We start from the raw sequence: 15,418 nt of genomic DNA on the forward strand, positions 1-15,418 counted from the left end.
TTTTATATCGGTCATTACGTGTTTGATTTTTTAAATATCCTGACTTCGTTAGATGGCCAGCAATTTAACACCTGAGAAATATGATATGAGAGTGTTTTTTTTAGGGTGGAAAGCTCGATATGAGCAGATTATGATCGATGGTCTTGCTGAAAAGCATGATGTTCATAAATTCCACATCCCGGCTTACGCCAAAAGAATCAACCGTACTTTAAGATCGCTTCAAAAAAAAATCCCGCTAACTATGTCAACGTCGTGGCTCGGGAAGTTGGTCAATGCGAGTAAATCCATAAGTGCTAAGGACATACTGATTTGTAATGAGGGGCAAGCTAAACGCGGATTGAATCCTAGTGTTATCAGCACTTTCAAAGGCGTAAGGGTCCTTCTGATCAGAGATCTGGTGGATGCGGCCTTTGTATATGAAATGAGAAAGCTTTTCGACAGAATCTACAGCTTCGACCCGGAGCAGTGCCGTTTATTTGGTATCGACTACCTGGAACAGTTCTTTCCTTTCAATGCGGAAGCAGCAAGAAAGCTGAATGCAAAAAGGCTGGAGCCTACCCGCCGTATCACTTGTTTTTTTCTTGGCAGGGATAAAGGTCGCGCTCACCTGATAGACAGTATTGCTAATGATCTTGAGAGCTTGGGCTGCAGCATTAAATTTCAGATCGTGAAGGATGAGTCATCCATCTCACTATCGAAATATCATACTGATTCAATATTGCCGTATGAGGAAAACCTTCAGAAGGTAATTGATGCTGACGTGTTAATAGAGATCAACCAACCAGGGCAATCTGGCCTCACGCTTCGAACGCTAGAGGCTGCATTTTTTGACAAAAAACTAATTACTACCAACAAAGCCGTCAAGGATTTGTACTTTTATGATCCTAGTCGCTTCTATATTTTTGAAGAATTTGACAAGGAGGCTATTTCTCGGTTTTTGGCTTCACCCTCAAAGCCGATTGACGTGGAAGCCCTGAAAAAACATTGCCCAGAAACCATGCTTGAACGCATACAAGAACTGCAAGATTCCAGCAAGTGCAATTAACGCAATAAAAAACCCACCCATCGCCAAAGCGATGGATGGGTTATGTGCCGCTTAGGCTCAGGCCCCGTCAAATCAAACCTTGACGATCCAACCCGCTGGCGCCTCGATATCGCCGGTCTGCACACCGGTCAGCTCTTTGTAGAGCTTCTGAGTGACCGGGCCGACTTCGGTTTCGCTGTGGAACACGTGCAGTTTGTCGTTGTAGCTGATGCCGCCGATCGGGGTGATCACCGCGGCAGTACCGCAAGCACCGGCTTCCTTGAAGTCGGACAGCTTGTCGATGAACACGTCGCCTTCGACCACTTCCAGGCCCAGACGCGATTTTGCCAGCTCGATCAACGACAGACGGGTGATGCCCGGCAGTACCGACGGCGAGTTCGGGGTTACGAACTTGTTGTCGTGGGTGATCCCGAAGAAGTTGGCCGAGCCGACTTCTTCGATTTTCGTGTGGGTCATCGGGTCCAGGTAGATGCAGTCGGCAAAGTGCGCCTTCTTGGCTTGGGAGCCGGGCATCAGGCTAGCGGCGTAGTTGCCACCGACCTTGGCCGCACCGGTGCCTTGTGGGGCGGCGCGGTCGTAGCTGGAGATCAGGAAGTTGTGCGGGGTCAGGCCGCCCTTGAAGTAGGCACCGACCGGAATGGCGAAGATCGAGAAGATGAACTCGGGGGCGGTACGCACGCCGATGTTGTCACCCACGCCGATCACGAACGGACGCAGGTACAGCGCGCCGCCGGTGCCGTAAGGCGGGATGAAACGCTCGTTGGCGCGGACCACTTCCTTGCAGGCTTCGACGAATTGTTCGGTGGACACCTGTGGCATCAGCAGGCGTGCGCAGCTGCGTTGCATGCGTGCGGCGTTCTGATCCGGGCGGAACAGATTGATCGAACCGTCCTTGCAACGATAGGCCTTCAAGCCCTCGAAGCATTGCTGGCCATAGTGAAGGGCAGTGGAACCTTCGCTGATGTGCAGCACATTGTCTTCGGTCAGGGTGCCTTTGTCCCACTCGCCATTACGCCAGTGCGACAGATAGCGCTTGTCTGTCTTGATGTAGTCAAAACCCAACTTGTCCCAATTGATGCTTTCGTTACCCATGACACCCTCTATCACTTAACAACCGCCGAAACGGTTCAAGGCTTCTGACGTTTTTCTGGATGGGGACAACAATACTTCATTCCGGGCCTGTTTCGCAGCCCGCAATTCGATCTCTGCGACCATCGATGCTCCCCGATGTAGCAGCTGCCTCGCGGTGCTCGACAGCTGCTACAGGGTTTTGCGTTCGTCGTTACAGGTGCAGCGCGTGGCCAAGGGCTCGCAGCGCCGCTTCCTGTACTGCTTCGCCGAGCGTCGGATGCGCGTGGATGGTGCCGGCAATGTCTTCCAGCCGTGCGCCCATTTCCAGGCTCTGACCGAACGCCGTCGACAATTCCGACACGCCCACACCGACCGCCTGCCAGCCGACAATCACATGATTGTCACGCCGCGCCACGACCCGCACGAAACCGCTTTTCGATTCCAACGTCATCGCCCGACCATTGGCGGCAAACGGGAAGCTGGAAACGATGCAGTCCAGACCCGCAGCCTTGACGTCGTCCGGGGTCTTGCCGACCACCACCAGTTCCGGGTCGGTAAAGCACACCGCGGCGATGGCGGTCGGGTTGAACTCACGGGATTTACCGCTGATCAGTTCGGCAACCATCTCGCCCTGGGCCATGGCCCGGTGCGCGAGCATCGGTTCACCGCTCACGTCGCCAATGGCATACACGTTGCGCATGCTGGTCTGGCAGCGGTTGTCGATCTTGATCGCCGAGCCGTTCATGTCCAGGTTCAAACCTTCGAGGTTCCAACCTTGAGTGTTCGGTTTGCGGCCAACGGCCACCAGTACCTGATCGGTTTCCAGGTTCAGGGTGTCGCCATTCGGGTCGAGAACTTGCAGTGTATTGCTAGCAGAATCAAAGCCTTGGACGCTGTGCTTCAAGTAAAGCTTCATGCCAAGTTTTTTCAGTTCGTCATGCACAGGCTGTGTGAGTTCGGCGTCGTAGGCCGGCAGGATGCGATCCTGGGCCTCGACCACACTGACCTCGGCACCGAGCTTGCGATAGGCAATTCCCAGCTCCAGACCGATGTAACCGCCACCGACCACGATCAGCCGTTTCGGCACGGACGTCGGCGCCAGGGCCTCGGTGGAGGAGATGATCGGCCCACCAATAGGCAGCATCGGCAGGTTCACGCTTTTCGAACCGGTAGCCAGCACTAGGTGCTCGCACTGAATGCGCGTGTCGCCGACTTCTACGGTTTTACCGTCGATTACTTTCGCAAACCCTTGAATTACCTGGATTTTGTGCTTCTTCATCAGCGCCGAAACGCCGGTGGTCAGACGATCGACGATACCGTCCTTCCACTCGACGCTCTTGCTGATGTCGAGGGTAGGCGCCGAAACGCTGATGCCCAGAGCTGAATGCTGGCTGTGGTGCTGCGTCTGGTGGAACTGCTCCGCGACGTGGATCAACGCCTTCGATGGAATGCAACCGATATTCAGGCACGTACCGCCCAGGGATTCGCCTTCCACCAGAATGGTCGAGATGCCCAGTTGACCGGCACGGATCGCCGTCACATAACCGCCAGGGCCGCCGCCGATGATCAGCAGCGTGGTGTTCAAATTCTGCATGCCTTACTCCACAAACAGGGTAGCGGGTTGTTCGAGCAAGCCACGAATGGCCTGGATGAATTGCGCCGCGTCCATGCCATCGACCACGCGGTGATCGAAGGAGCTGGAGAGGTTCATCATCTTGCGAATCACGATCTGGCCTCTGACGACCATCGGGCGTTCGACGATTTTGTTGACGCCGACGATCGCCACTTCCGGCAGGTTCAGCACCGGGGTGCTGACGATGCCGCCCAAGGCGCCGAGGCTGGTCAGGGTGATGGTCGAACCGGACAATTCATCGCGGCTGGCCTTGCCATTGCGGGCAGCGGTAGCGAGGCGAGAAATTTCCTGAGCGCTGTCCCACAAGCTGCGGGTTTCGGCGTGACGGACCACCGGCACCATCAAACCGATGTCGGCTTGGGTGGCGATGCCTACGTGCACGGCGCCGAGGCGGGTGATGACCTGGGCTTCGTCGTCGTAACGGGCGTTGATTTGCGGGAAGTCGCGCAGGGCAACAACCAGAGCGCGGACCAGGAACGGCAGCAAGGTCAGCTTGCCGCGGTTCGCGCCGTGTTTTTCGTTCAGATGAGCGCGCAGTTCTTCCACGGCGGTGACGTCGATTTCCTCGACGTAACTGAAGTGAGCGGCGCGCTGAGTGGCGTCCTGCATGCGCTGGGCGATCTTGCGGCGCATGCCGATGACCGGGATTTGTTCTTCGTCGTTACGCTGGGCGTAAGCGGCGGCAATGGTCGATTGCGGCTGCTGACCCTGGGCCAGGTAGGCATCGAGGTCTTCGTGCAGCACTCGACCGACAGGGCCGGTGCCACGCACCAGACGCAACTGGATACCGAGGTCCAGCGCATGTTTGCGTACAGCCGGGGAGGCCAGAGGACGCTCATCCGCTTCGCGAGCAACCATTGGGCCTTGGCAAACGGCAGCTCGCGGCGCCGCAGGAGCGACCGGTTTGCTTTCAACAGCGGCTGCAACTTTCGGTGCCGCAACCGGCGCTTCTTTAACGGGTGCAGGCTGAGCCGACTCTTTAACGTTGCCCGCGCCTTCGACTTCAATGCTGATCAGGATGCTGCCAACCGCCATGACTTCGCCGGGCACACCGCCCAGCGCAATCACCTTGCCGTTCACTGGCGACGGGATGTCGACCATCGCCTTGTCAGTCATGACATCGGCGAGTACCTGATCTTCGACGACCATGTCGCCGACTTTGACGTGCCATACCGACAATTCAACTTCTGCAATGCCTTCACCAATGTCCGGCATTTTAATAACGTGCGTGCCCATTCAGACCTCCATAACCCGATGCAAAGCCGCGCCCACTCGGGACGGACCAGGGAAATACGCCCACTCTTGTGCGTGCGGGTAGGGAGTGTCCCAACCGGTGACGCGCTCGATAGGCGCTTCCAGGTAGTGGAAGCAGTGCTCTTGCACCAGGGCGACCAGTTCGGCGCCGAAACCGCAGGTGCGGGTCGCTTCGTGAACGATCACGCAACGGCCGGTTTTCTTCACCGACTTGACGATGGTGTCCAGGTCCAGCGGCCACAGGCTGCGCAGGTCGATGACTTCGGCGTCGATACCGGTTTCTTCAGCCGCCACTTGCGACACGTAAACGGTGGTGCCGTAAGTCAGGATGGTCACGTCCTTGCCCGGACGGGTGATCGCGGCGACGTCCAGTGGCACGGTGTAGTAACCGTCCGGCACTTGCGCGGCCGGGTGTTTCGACCACGGGGTCACCGGACGTTCGTGGTGACCGTCGAACGGGCCGTTGTACAGGCGTTTTGGCTCGAGGAAGATCACCGGGTCATCGTTTTCGATGGAGGCGATCAACAAGCCTTTGGCGTCGTAAGGGTTGGACGGCATGACCGTGCGCAAACCGCAGACCTGAGTGAACATCGCTTCGATGCTCTGGCTGTGCGTCTGGCCGCCATAGATGCCGCCACCGCAAGGCATGCGCAGGGTCATCGGCGCGGTGAACTCGCCAGCCGAGCGATAACGCAGGCGGGCGGCTTCGGAAATGATCTGGTCCGACGCCGGATACACGTAATCGGCGAACTGGATCTCGGCCACCGGCCGCAGACCGTAGGCGCCCATGCCGACGGCGACGCCGACGATGCCGCTTTCGGAAATCGGCGCGTCGAACACCCGGGAGGTGCCGTACTTGTTCTGCAGGCCTTCGGTGCAACGGAACACGCCGCCGAAGTAGCCGACGTCCTGGCCGAACACCACGACGTTGTCGTCACGCTCAAGCATCACATCCATGGCCGAGCGCAGGGCCTGGATCATGGTCATGGTGGTCGTGGTCATGGCGGTTTCCAACTCGATTTTGTTGTTGTGATCGTTCATGTCAGATCCCCAACTCTTGACGCTGGCGCTTCAAGTGCTCCGGCATCTCTTTGTAGACGTCTTCGAACATGGTCGCGGCGCTCGGAATCTGGCCGCCGGCGAGGGTGCCGTACTGTTCGGCTTCTTTTTGCGCGGCGATCACTTCGGCTTCGAGTTCGGCGCTGACGGCGACGTGTTCCTCTTCCGACCACTGACCGATTTTCACCAGGTGCTGCTTCAGGCGCGCAATCGGGTCGCCCAACGGGAAGTAGCTCCAGTCGTCGGCAGGACGGTATTTGGACGGATCATCAGAAGTGGAGTGTGGACCGGCGCGGTAGGTGACCCATTCGATCATGGTTGGGCCGAGGTTGCGGCGGGCGCGTTCGGCGGCCCAGGCAGAGGCAGCGTAGACCGCGACGAAATCGTTGCCATCGACCCGTAGGGAGGCAATGCCGCAACCGACACCACGACCGGCAAAGGTAGTGGCTTCACCACCGGCAATCGCCTGGAACGTGGAGATCGCCCACTGGTTGTTGACCACGTTGAGGATCACTGGCGCACGGTAAACGTGGGCGAAGGTGAGGGCGGTGTGGAAGTCGGATTCAGCGGTAGCGCCGTCGCCGATCCAGGCCGAGGCGATTTTGGTGTCGCCCTTGATCGCCGAGGCCATGCCCCAGCCCACGCCCTGTACGAACTGGGTGGCGAGGTTGCCGGAAATGGTGAAGAAACCGAAGTCTTTGACTGAATACATGATCGGCAGCTGACGGCCCTTGAGCGGATCACGCTCGTTGGACAGCAGTTGGCAGATCAGGTCCACCAGCGGCACGTCTCGCGCCATCAGAATGCTTTGCTGGCGGTACGTCGGGAAGCACATGTCATCGACGTTCAGTGCCAGGGCCTGGCCGCTGCCGATGGCTTCTTCGCCAAGGCTCTGCATGTAGAACGACATTTTTTTCTGGCGCTGGGCGACCACCATGCGGTTGTCATAGATCCGCGTCTTGAGCATGGCGCGCATGCCTTTACGCAGGATCGCGGCGGGTACGCCTTCAGCCCATGGACCGAGGGCATTGCCCTGGTCGTCGAGCACGCGAATCAGGCCTTTGGCCAGGTCGGCGGTGTCGGCCGGTTCAACGTCAATTGGGGGTTTGCGCACCGTACCGGCGTCGGTCAGACGCAGGTAGGAGAAGTCGGTTTTGCAGCCAGGACGGCCCGATGGTTCGGGAACGTGCAGTTGCAGCGGTTCGTACGCTTGGTTCATGGCTTCTACGCTCGATCTTGTGAATTTCTTGTAGTGAGCTGACCGTCATTCTTCGATAAAAGAATTCTTGTCCTACAACAATCATAGGCCGGGCCAAGAAGAATATTTCTCTCTGTTTCGTTGCGTTGGCGATCATTTGAGGATAAAAAATCTGTATAAACATAAAAAACAGGTGGTTTTGTCTCATGCGCAAACTGGACCGTACCGATATCGGCATTTTGAACAGCCTTCAGGAGAACGCGCGCATCACCAACGCCGACCTCGCACGCTCGGTGAACCTGTCGCCAACCCCGTGCTTCAACCGGGTCAAGGCGATGGAAGAATTGGGCCTGATTCGTGAGCAGGTGACCCTGCTGGATGCCGACCTGCTGGGGCTGCACGTGAATGTGTTCATTCACGTCAGCCTGGAAAAACAAGTGGAGGAGGCGTTGCAGCATTTCGAGGAGGCGATCTCGGATCGTCCGGAAGTGATGGAGTGCTATTTGATGGCCGGCGACCCGGACTATTTGATCCGGGTGCTGGTGCCGACCATTCAGTCGCTGGAGCGCTTCATGATGGACTTTTTGACCAAGGTGCCCGGCGTGGCGAATATCCGTTCGAGCTTTGCGCTCAAGCAGGTGCGCTATAAAACCGCGCTGCCGTTGCCGGCGAATGGGTTGACCTTGGCCTGACGGCAAGATCAAAAGATCGCAGGCTTCGCCAGCTCCTACAGGGTTTGGACCATCCGCAAGATCACGGTCGTACCCGGTCAATGTAGGAGCTGCCGCAGGCTGCGATCTTTTGATCTTAAAGTTTGTTTAGCGGGATTTTCAGGTAAGTGACGCCATTGCCCTCGGCCGGCGGCAAATTCCCCGCTCGTACATTCACCTGAATCGCCGGCAGCAACAGCGTCGGCATACCCAACCCCGCATCGCGCTGGGTGCGCATGGCAACGAAGGCGGCCTCGTCAATGCCGTCATGGATGTGAATGTTGCTTTTGCGCTGCTCGCCCACCGTGCTCATGCACTGCGGTTCACGACCCTCAGGCGGGTAATCGTGGCAGACATAAAGTCGAACGCTGGCAGGGAAGGCCAGCAGTTTGCGAATCGAGGCGAACATCTGGTTGGCGTTACCGCCGGGGAAGTCGCAGCGCGCCGTGCCCACGTCCGGCATGAACAATGTATCGCCCACCAGAATCACATCGCTGTCGATCAGAAAGGCCATGTCCGCTGGCGTGTGGCCGGGAACATGCAGGGCCGTGGCCTTGAGGTTGCCGATCCGGAACGATTCGTCCGGCGCGAACAGATGATCGAACTGCGAACCGTCACTGCGAAATTCCGGCTCAAGGTTGAACAGGGTCTTGAACACGCCCTGAACCTTGCTGATCGACTGACCAATCGCAATCTTCCCGCCCAGTTCCCGACGCAAATAAGGCGCGGCGGACAGGTGATCGGCATGGGCGTGGGTTTCCAGCAGCCATTGCACCTGCAGCTGATGTTGGCGAACGAAGGCGATGATCTTGTCGGCCTGGGTGGTGGCGGTTCGCCCGGCGGCGGGGTCGTAGTCGAGCACCGGGTCGACAATTGCGCATTGGCCGCCATCGTTTTCATAGATCACGTAGCTGAAGGTCGACGAGGCAGGGTCTAAAAAAGCTTCAATCAAGGCGGGCATGGTGGCCGTTTCTTTCTGGACAAGCCATGAGGGTAGTTTCATTTTCCCTGCGCTGACCAGCCCGCATTAATTCAATTAATGAAAAAAGCTGCACGGGCTCTATCCTGTCAGTCATCGATACCGGGCGCTCCCGGCTTTTTTGCAGATCACGAGAGTTTTATGTTGCTGGCGAGTTTTTTTGGCGTGGTGATGGGGTTGGTACTCGGTTTGACCGGAGCCGGTGGCGGCATTCTTGCGGTGCCGGCGCTGGTGTTGGGGTTGGGCTTGACCATGACGCAAGCCGCGCCGGTCGCACTGTTCGCGGTGGGCAGTGCGGCGGCTGTCGGCGCCATTGACGGGTTGCGCCATGGCTTGGTGCGCTACCGCGCAGCGTTGCTGATCGCCCTGCTGGGGGCGATTTTTTCGCCGGTCGGCATCTACTTCGCCCATCAGTTGCCGGAAAAAATCCTGATGATTCTGTTCAGCCTGCTGATGGTCATGGTGGCCTGGCGGATGCTGCGCCGTGAGCGCCAGGAGGAGGGACCGAGCGACCACGGCCACGCCAACTGGGGCCAGAAGAACTGCATGCTCGATCAGCAGACCGGGCGCTTTTCCTGGACCGCCAAGTGCACCGCGACCCTCGCGGCACTGGGCGCGGTGACCGGGGTGGTCTCCGGGCTGCTCGGGGTGGGCGGCGGCTTCCTGATCGTCCCGGCGTTCAAGCAGCTGACGGATGTGCAGATGCGCGGAATCGTCGCCACGTCGTTGATGGTGATCAGCCTGATTTCCGCCATCGGCGTGATCGGCGCGTTTCAGGCCGGGGTGAGAATCGATGGTTTGGGCGTGGCGTTTATCGCCGCGAGCATCGTCGGCATGATCATTGGCCGAAGACTTTGCGCGCGAGTACCGGCCCGGGGATTGCAGATCGGCTTCGCCAGCATCTGTGTCGTGGTCGCCGCTTACATGCTGTTTAGAGCGGGCGTCTAGCACGTACCGGTTCCTGTGGACGCCAGTCCGTTCCACAGGCGTACACCCTAAGTTCCGGGCCTCGTCGACGGACGGTCTTACACCGAACTTGCCGCGCATGACCTGCCACTCCAAAGCACTTCAAAACCGCCTCCAAGGCAGCGTATGACGCCGCCGGTCAGCTTTCGATAATCGCCTCCGACATCCAGTCCCCCGCTGCGGAGCGCGTCATGCACAACAATAAGAACATCAAGCATCGTTTCTTGCCTGCCTTCATCGCCAGCCTGTCGACCCTCGGTTTGAGCTCGATGGCCGAGGCCGAGATCATGCTGTACGACAAGGACCAGACCACGTTTTCCACCGACGGCTACATCAACGCCTTCTATGTGAACAGCGATGTGGACCGCGCCGGCGACCAATTCGACCGGAAACAGGCGCGGGTCAAAATGGGTTTTCTGCCCAACTACCTGGGCTTCAACATGAGCAAGCAGGTCGATGACCTCAAGCTCGGCGCCCGGTCCTCCTTCTGGGTGACCATCAACGACAGCGAAACCAACGGCACCGACACCGCCATCGACGTGCGGCAGTTCTACGGCACCGTGGCCAATCCGGAGTGGGGCGAAGTGTTGATCGGCAAGGACTTCGGCCTGTTCGCCCGTTCCAACATCCTGCTGGATGAAATGCTCGCCGGTTACGGCCAGGTCAGCGATTCCCTGGGACTGGTGGACGGTGGCGGGGTGTCGTTCGGCAACATCGGCACGGGTTATCCGTACCCGTTCCCGACGTCGCAGATTACCTATCGCACGCCGGTGATGGAGGGACTGCGGGTGGCCGTGGGGATCATGGACCCGGTGGACACCAACGACAGCAGTCCATTGGGCAAGGCCTACCAGGAGAACCCGCGTACCGAGAGCGAGATCACCTATCAGTTCGACCTCGCCGGGGCGAAGATTTACAGCTGGGTCAACGGCAGCTACCAGACGTCGGACAATACCGATTCCACCGTCGAGTCCGTCACCTCCAAAGGCGTCGGCTATGGCGTGCAGGCGAAAATGGGCGGTTTGTCCCTCACCGGCTCCGGTTTCCAGGCCAAGGGTATCAACCCGTTCTTCACCAACAACGCCGGGGAACCGACCCTGCGCAACGTCGACAGTGACGGTTACCTGCTGCAGGGCTCCTACAAGCTCGGCAAGAACCGACTGGCCTTGTCTTACGGCAAGACCAACGACGATGGCAACGGCGTGGTCGGCAGCGGTGCGGACTACGAAACACGCGGCGTTGCGCTGTTCCATGACGTCAACGACAACCTCAAGCTGGTGGCCGAGTACAACCAGTTCGCAATCAACGGCCACGACACCAGCGACCAGAACGAAGACACCGACACCTTTGCGGTGGGGGCGGTGCTGACCTGGTAACCGCTGACATAAATCCCTGTGGCGAGGGGACTTGTCCCCGTTGGGTCGCGAAGCGGCCCCCTTCGGTTGCGCATCGACCGCAGGGGCCTGCTGCGCAGTCCAACGGGGACAAGTCCCCTCGCCACAAGGGGTCGAACGTCACAATTGTACTCATCCCATCGAAGTGGCTACCCGCTACCCAAGTAGCATACGTCGCAGCTCACAGGCTTCGTACACTCATGCCTCATACATGCGCACCTGCGGGAGGCGACGATGCAGCAGGTCCAGAGTGAAGGTGTGGTCAGTGCAATGTCCCAGGCCACCGATGCCCAACAGGTGGCCCAAGAGCTGGCGCGACAACTGTTGCACCCGCACTTGGGCTTCGTGCTGTTCTTCTGTTCCGCCGAGTACGACCTGCAGGCGCTGGGCCAGGCCTTGCAACAAAGCTTCGGTGGCATACGCCTGGTGGGTTGCACCAGCGCCGGGGAAATCACGCCCTTGGGCTACGGTCGCAACTGTGTGACGGCGGTGGGCTTCGACCATCGGCATTTCTCCATCGACGCCGAACTGATCTCCGAGATGGAGCGTTTCAGCCTGATCGACGCCCAGCAAATGGTCGAGCGACTGGTCAGTGGCTGTCGCAGCAACACCCAGGCGCCGATCAAGGGCAACAGCTTTGCGCTGACCCTGCTCGATGGGTTGTCCAGTCGAGAAGAAATGGTCCTCGCGGCCCTGAGCGCGGCGTTGGGCGATATCCCGCATTTCGGCGGTTCGGCCGGCGACGACAATTACCTGACCCACACCCACGTCTATTTTAATGGCGAGTTCCACAGCGGCGCGGCGGTGGTGGTGCTGGTCAATACCTGGCTCGACTTCGAAGTCTTCACCACTCACCACATCCTGCCGAGGGCTGAAAAACTGGTGGTCACCGGGGCTGACAGCGCCTCGCGCCGGGTCTTCGAACTCAACGCCGAACCCGCCGCCGAGGAGTACGCCCGGCACATCGGTGTGCCGGTGGCGGAGCTCGATCATCGGATCTTCGCCGCGCACCCGTTGGCCGTGCGGATCAACGATCAGTATTACGTGCGGGCGATCCAGCAGGTTCATCCGGACCTGAGCCTGAGTTTCTACTGCGCGGTGGAAAACGGCATCGTCCTCACCGTCATGACGCCCGGCCCGATGCTGCCGAATCTGCAAACCCTGTTCGAAGGCTTGCAGGAGCGCCTCGGCGACCTGTTGCTGACCATCGGCTGCGACTGCTTTCTCAGGCGTCTGGAACTGGAAGACGGCGGCAGTCTGGAGCAGATCGGAACGTTTTTGCGTGACCAACGGGTGATGGGCTTCAACACCTACGGAGAACAGTTCAATGGCATGCACATCAACCAGACCTTCACCGGGGTTGCCATTGCCCGAGGCCGGTCCCCTGGACACCGCTGAGCTCCAGGCGCAGATCGCCAGCCTGCAGCGTGACAACCACAAACTGCAGCGCATCAATGGCGCGCTGATCGAGCGGATCGAGTCCGGAATCACCCGCGGCAATGACCCCTACGCGGCGTTCCAGCATTCGGTGGTACTGGCCGAACAGGTGCGTGAGCGCACCGACGCCTTGAACCAGGCCATGGCTGAACTCAAGTCGGGCAATCACTTGCTCAGCGAAGCGCGCCTGCGGGCGGAAACCGCGCATCAGCATTTGATCGATGCCATCGAGAGCATTTCCGATGCGTTTGTGCTGTTCGATGCGGACCAGCGAATCGTCTTGTTCAATAGCCGTTTCAAGGCGTTCTGGGGCAACAGTCGGGTGCGGATCAACGCCGGCATGCGCCTGGCCGAGGTCAAGCGACTGATGTCCGCCACCGGGCTGTTCACTGAAGAGCCGCGCGGGCATGCCGACGAAAGCCTGCTCTATCGCCTGCAGGACGGTCGCTGGTTACAAGTCAGCGAAAGGCCGACTCAGGAAGGCGGGCGGGTGATCCTGTTCACCGACATTACCGACGTCAAACTCAGCGAAACCGTGCGCCGCGAGCAGGCGGTGGCGCAGAAATCCCATCTGTTGCAACGGGCGGTCGACAACCTGTCCCAAGGCGTGGCCATGGTCAACGCCGAGGGCATTCTGGAGTTGTGGAACCGGCGTTTCCTCGAACTCAGCGGCCTGGCCCCGGTGGCGGCTCATCGTCCGTTTTCCGAAGTGATCGCCGACAGCGAGTTGAACCTGCTGACCCCGGCCAGTCGGGATCTAAACGGGCGGCACGTGCAGGAATGCGAGCAGCGCCTCTACGATGGCCGGGTGCTGGAAATCCGCACCCATCCGTTGCCCACCGGCGGCTTTGTCAACACCTTCACCGACATCACCGAACGCTACCAACACGCCGAAGCGCTGAGCGAAAGCGAGCGCTGGATTCGTTTGATCACCGACCATGTGCCAGCGCTGATTGCCTACCTGAATGCCGACCTGGTCTACGAGTTCACCAACAAGGTGTATGAAGAATGGTACTGCTGGCCTCGGGGCGTGATGCTTGGGCAGAGCCTGCGCGAAGTCCACAGCGAACAGCATTATCAGCGCCTGGAAGCCTACGTGGCCCGGGCCCTGGCCGGTGAGAGCGTGACGTTCGAGGTCGCTGAAACCAACATCAACAACCAGGAGCGCTACATGCTGCGCTCCTACGTACCCAATCGCCTGGCCACCGGGGAAGTGGTGGGGATTTTCGTGCTGATCCGCGACATCACCGAACGCCGCCGCACCGCCGAAGCGCTACACCAGGCCTATCAGAATCTTGAGTTGCGGGTGCGCGAACGCACGTCGGAACTGACCACCCTGAACGACCAATTACTGCGTGAGATCGATGAGCGTCGGCGGGCGGAATCTCGCCTGCGTGAAGCCAAACTCGAAGCCGAACAGGCCAACCTGTCGAAGACCAAGTTTCTCGCTGCCGTCAGTCATGACCTGCTGCAACCGCTCAACGCCGCGCGGCTGTTTACCAGTGCTTTGCTCGAACGGCGGGAGCCGGTGGCCAATGCGATTTTGGTACGCAATGTCAGCAACTCCCTGGAAGACGTGGAGAACCTGCTGGGTACGCTGGTGGACATTTCCAAACTGGATGCCGGGGTGATCAAGGCCGACATTGCGCCGTTTGCCCTGAGCGAATTGCTGGAGAACCTTGCGGCCGAGTACACCCAGGTGGCTCGCAGCGAAGGTCTGGAACTGCATTTCATTCCCTGTTCGGCACTGGTGCGCAGCGACATTCAGTTGCTGGCGCGGATCCTTCGAAATCTGTTGAGCAACGCCATTCGCTACACCTACAGCGGTCGTGTGGTGCTCGGTTGCCGGCGTCATCACCAGCGCCTGTCGATCGAGGTCTGGGACAGCGGCATGGGCATTGCCGAAAACCGCCTCGAGGAGATTTTTCAGGAGTTCAAACGCGGTGACGTGCAGCGTCCGGATCAGGATCGCGGGTTAGGTCTGGGCCTGGCGATCGTCGAAAAAATCGCCGGGATTCTCGGTCACCGCATTCATGTGCGTTCGTGGCCGGGCAAGGGCTCGATGTTCTCGGTCGAAGTGCCTTTGAGCGCTACGGCGCCCAAGGCGCTGCCGAGTTTGCTGATGAGTGAGCCGATGCTTGAACGTCTGCGTGGGGCGCGGGTGTGGGTGCTGGACAACGACGCGGCCATTTGCGCCGGCATGCGCACGTTACTCGAAGGGTGGGGGTGTCTGGTGGTCACGGCACTGTCGGAGCAGGACCTGGCGCGGCAAGTGGACAACTATCACGAAGAAGCCGATTTGCTGATCGCCGACTATCACTTGAATGACGATCAGAACGGCGTCGATGCCGTGGCCCGGATTAACGCACGTCGCGGCTCGGCGATTCCGGCAATGATGATCACCGCCAACTACAGCAACGAACTCAAACAGCAGATCCGCGAACTGGGCCATACCCTGATGCACAAACCGGTGCGGCCGATGAAGCTCAAGACGGCGATGAGTCACTTGCTCGGCCCATCCCGATAGCCCCGCCGGACACCACACCTGTGGCGAGGGGGCTTGCCCCCGTTGGGCTGCGAAGCAGCCCCCTACTAAATTTAGATAAACCGAGTCGCCAGAATTTACGACTGCTTCGCAGCCGAACGGGGGCAAGCCCCCTCGCCACAGGGGC

General features: G+C 59.2%; 12 protein-coding genes. 6 read left to right on the plus strand and 6 right to left on the minus strand.

The window, feature by feature from the left end; genetic code table 11:
• Window positions 1–52 precede the first annotated feature (52 nt).
• Window positions 53–1,045, plus strand: a complete 993-nt coding sequence (locus ACA059_RS14130; protein WP_497634400.1) for a WaaS/CpsH family glycosyltransferase — start codon at window positions 53–55, stop codon at window positions 1,043–1,045.
• Window positions 1,046–1,117: 72 nt separating this feature from the next.
• Here the strand turns inward: ACA059_RS14130 and ACA059_RS14135 are convergent, their stop codons facing one another.
• The 5 genes from ACA059_RS14135 to ACA059_RS14155 all read right to left on the minus strand — a co-directional run bounded on the left by ACA059_RS14135 (window position 1,118) and on the right by ACA059_RS14155 (window position 7,281).
• Window positions 1,118–2,137, minus strand: coding sequence for a branched-chain amino acid aminotransferase (locus ACA059_RS14135; protein ID WP_076031364.1), 1,020 nt, complete (start codon window positions 2,135–2,137; stop codon window positions 1,118–1,120).
• 190 nt (window positions 2,138–2,327) lie between these two features.
• A complete protein-coding gene (gene lpdA, locus ACA059_RS14140; RefSeq protein WP_497634401.1) occupies window positions 2,328–3,710 on the minus strand; it encodes a dihydrolipoyl dehydrogenase in 1,383 nt (460 codons plus the stop codon).
• 3 nt (window positions 3,711–3,713) lie between these two features.
• Complete coding sequence (locus ACA059_RS14145) at window positions 3,714–4,985, minus strand: dihydrolipoamide acetyltransferase family protein (RefSeq protein WP_497634402.1); 1,272 nt, start codon at window positions 4,983–4,985, stop codon at window positions 3,714–3,716.
• The gene (locus ACA059_RS14150) at window positions 4,986–6,044 is read right to left on the minus strand and encodes an alpha-ketoacid dehydrogenase subunit beta (protein WP_033054499.1); all 1,059 of its coding nucleotides are present in this window, start codon (window positions 6,042–6,044) and stop codon (window positions 4,986–4,988) included.
• A 1-nt stretch (window position 6,045) separates the two neighbouring features.
• Window positions 6,046–7,281, minus strand: coding sequence for a 3-methyl-2-oxobutanoate dehydrogenase (2-methylpropanoyl-transferring) subunit alpha (locus tag ACA059_RS14155; RefSeq protein ID WP_497634403.1), 1,236 nt, complete (start codon window positions 7,279–7,281; stop codon window positions 6,046–6,048).
• Window positions 7,282–7,466: 185 nt separating this feature from the next.
• Here ACA059_RS14155 and bkdR point away from each other — a divergent pair, with 185 nt between their 5' ends.
• A complete protein-coding gene (bkdR, locus tag ACA059_RS14160; RefSeq protein ID WP_008149727.1) occupies window positions 7,467–7,952 on the plus strand; it encodes a Bkd operon transcriptional regulator BkdR in 486 nt (161 codons plus the stop codon).
• A gap of 115 nt (window positions 7,953–8,067) precedes the next feature.
• Here bkdR and ACA059_RS14165 read toward each other — a convergent pair whose 3' ends face one another.
• Complete coding sequence (locus ACA059_RS14165) at window positions 8,068–8,931, minus strand: MBL fold metallo-hydrolase (protein ID WP_497634404.1); 864 nt, start codon at window positions 8,929–8,931, stop codon at window positions 8,068–8,070.
• 159 nt (window positions 8,932–9,090) lie between these two features.
• On the opposite strand from ACA059_RS14165, the gene ACA059_RS14170 reads away from it, so the two are divergent.
• The 4 genes from ACA059_RS14170 to nahK all read left to right on the plus strand — a co-directional run bounded on the left by ACA059_RS14170 (window position 9,091) and on the right by nahK (window position 15,273).
• The gene (locus ACA059_RS14170; RefSeq protein WP_497634405.1) at window positions 9,091–9,897 is read left to right on the plus strand and encodes a sulfite exporter TauE/SafE family protein; all 807 of its coding nucleotides are present in this window, start codon (window positions 9,091–9,093) and stop codon (window positions 9,895–9,897) included.
• A 209-nt stretch (window positions 9,898–10,106) separates the two neighbouring features.
• Complete coding sequence (locus tag ACA059_RS14175; protein ID WP_497634406.1) at window positions 10,107–11,291, plus strand: porin; 1,185 nt, start codon at window positions 10,107–10,109, stop codon at window positions 11,289–11,291.
• 252 nt (window positions 11,292–11,543) lie between these two features.
• The gene (nosP, locus tag ACA059_RS14180; RefSeq protein ID WP_497634407.1) at window positions 11,544–12,707 is read left to right on the plus strand and encodes a nitric oxide-sensing protein NosP; all 1,164 of its coding nucleotides are present in this window, start codon (window positions 11,544–11,546) and stop codon (window positions 12,705–12,707) included.
• Complete coding sequence (nahK, locus tag ACA059_RS14185; protein ID WP_497634677.1) at window positions 12,676–15,273, plus strand: hybrid sensor histidine kinase/response regulator NahK/ErcS'; 2,598 nt, start codon at window positions 12,676–12,678, stop codon at window positions 15,271–15,273. Before nosP ends, nahK begins: the two co-directional genes overlap by 32 nt.
• The last annotated feature ends 145 nt before the right edge of the window (window positions 15,274–15,418 follow it).

The organism is Pseudomonas sp. LBUM1647, assembly GCF_059716175.1.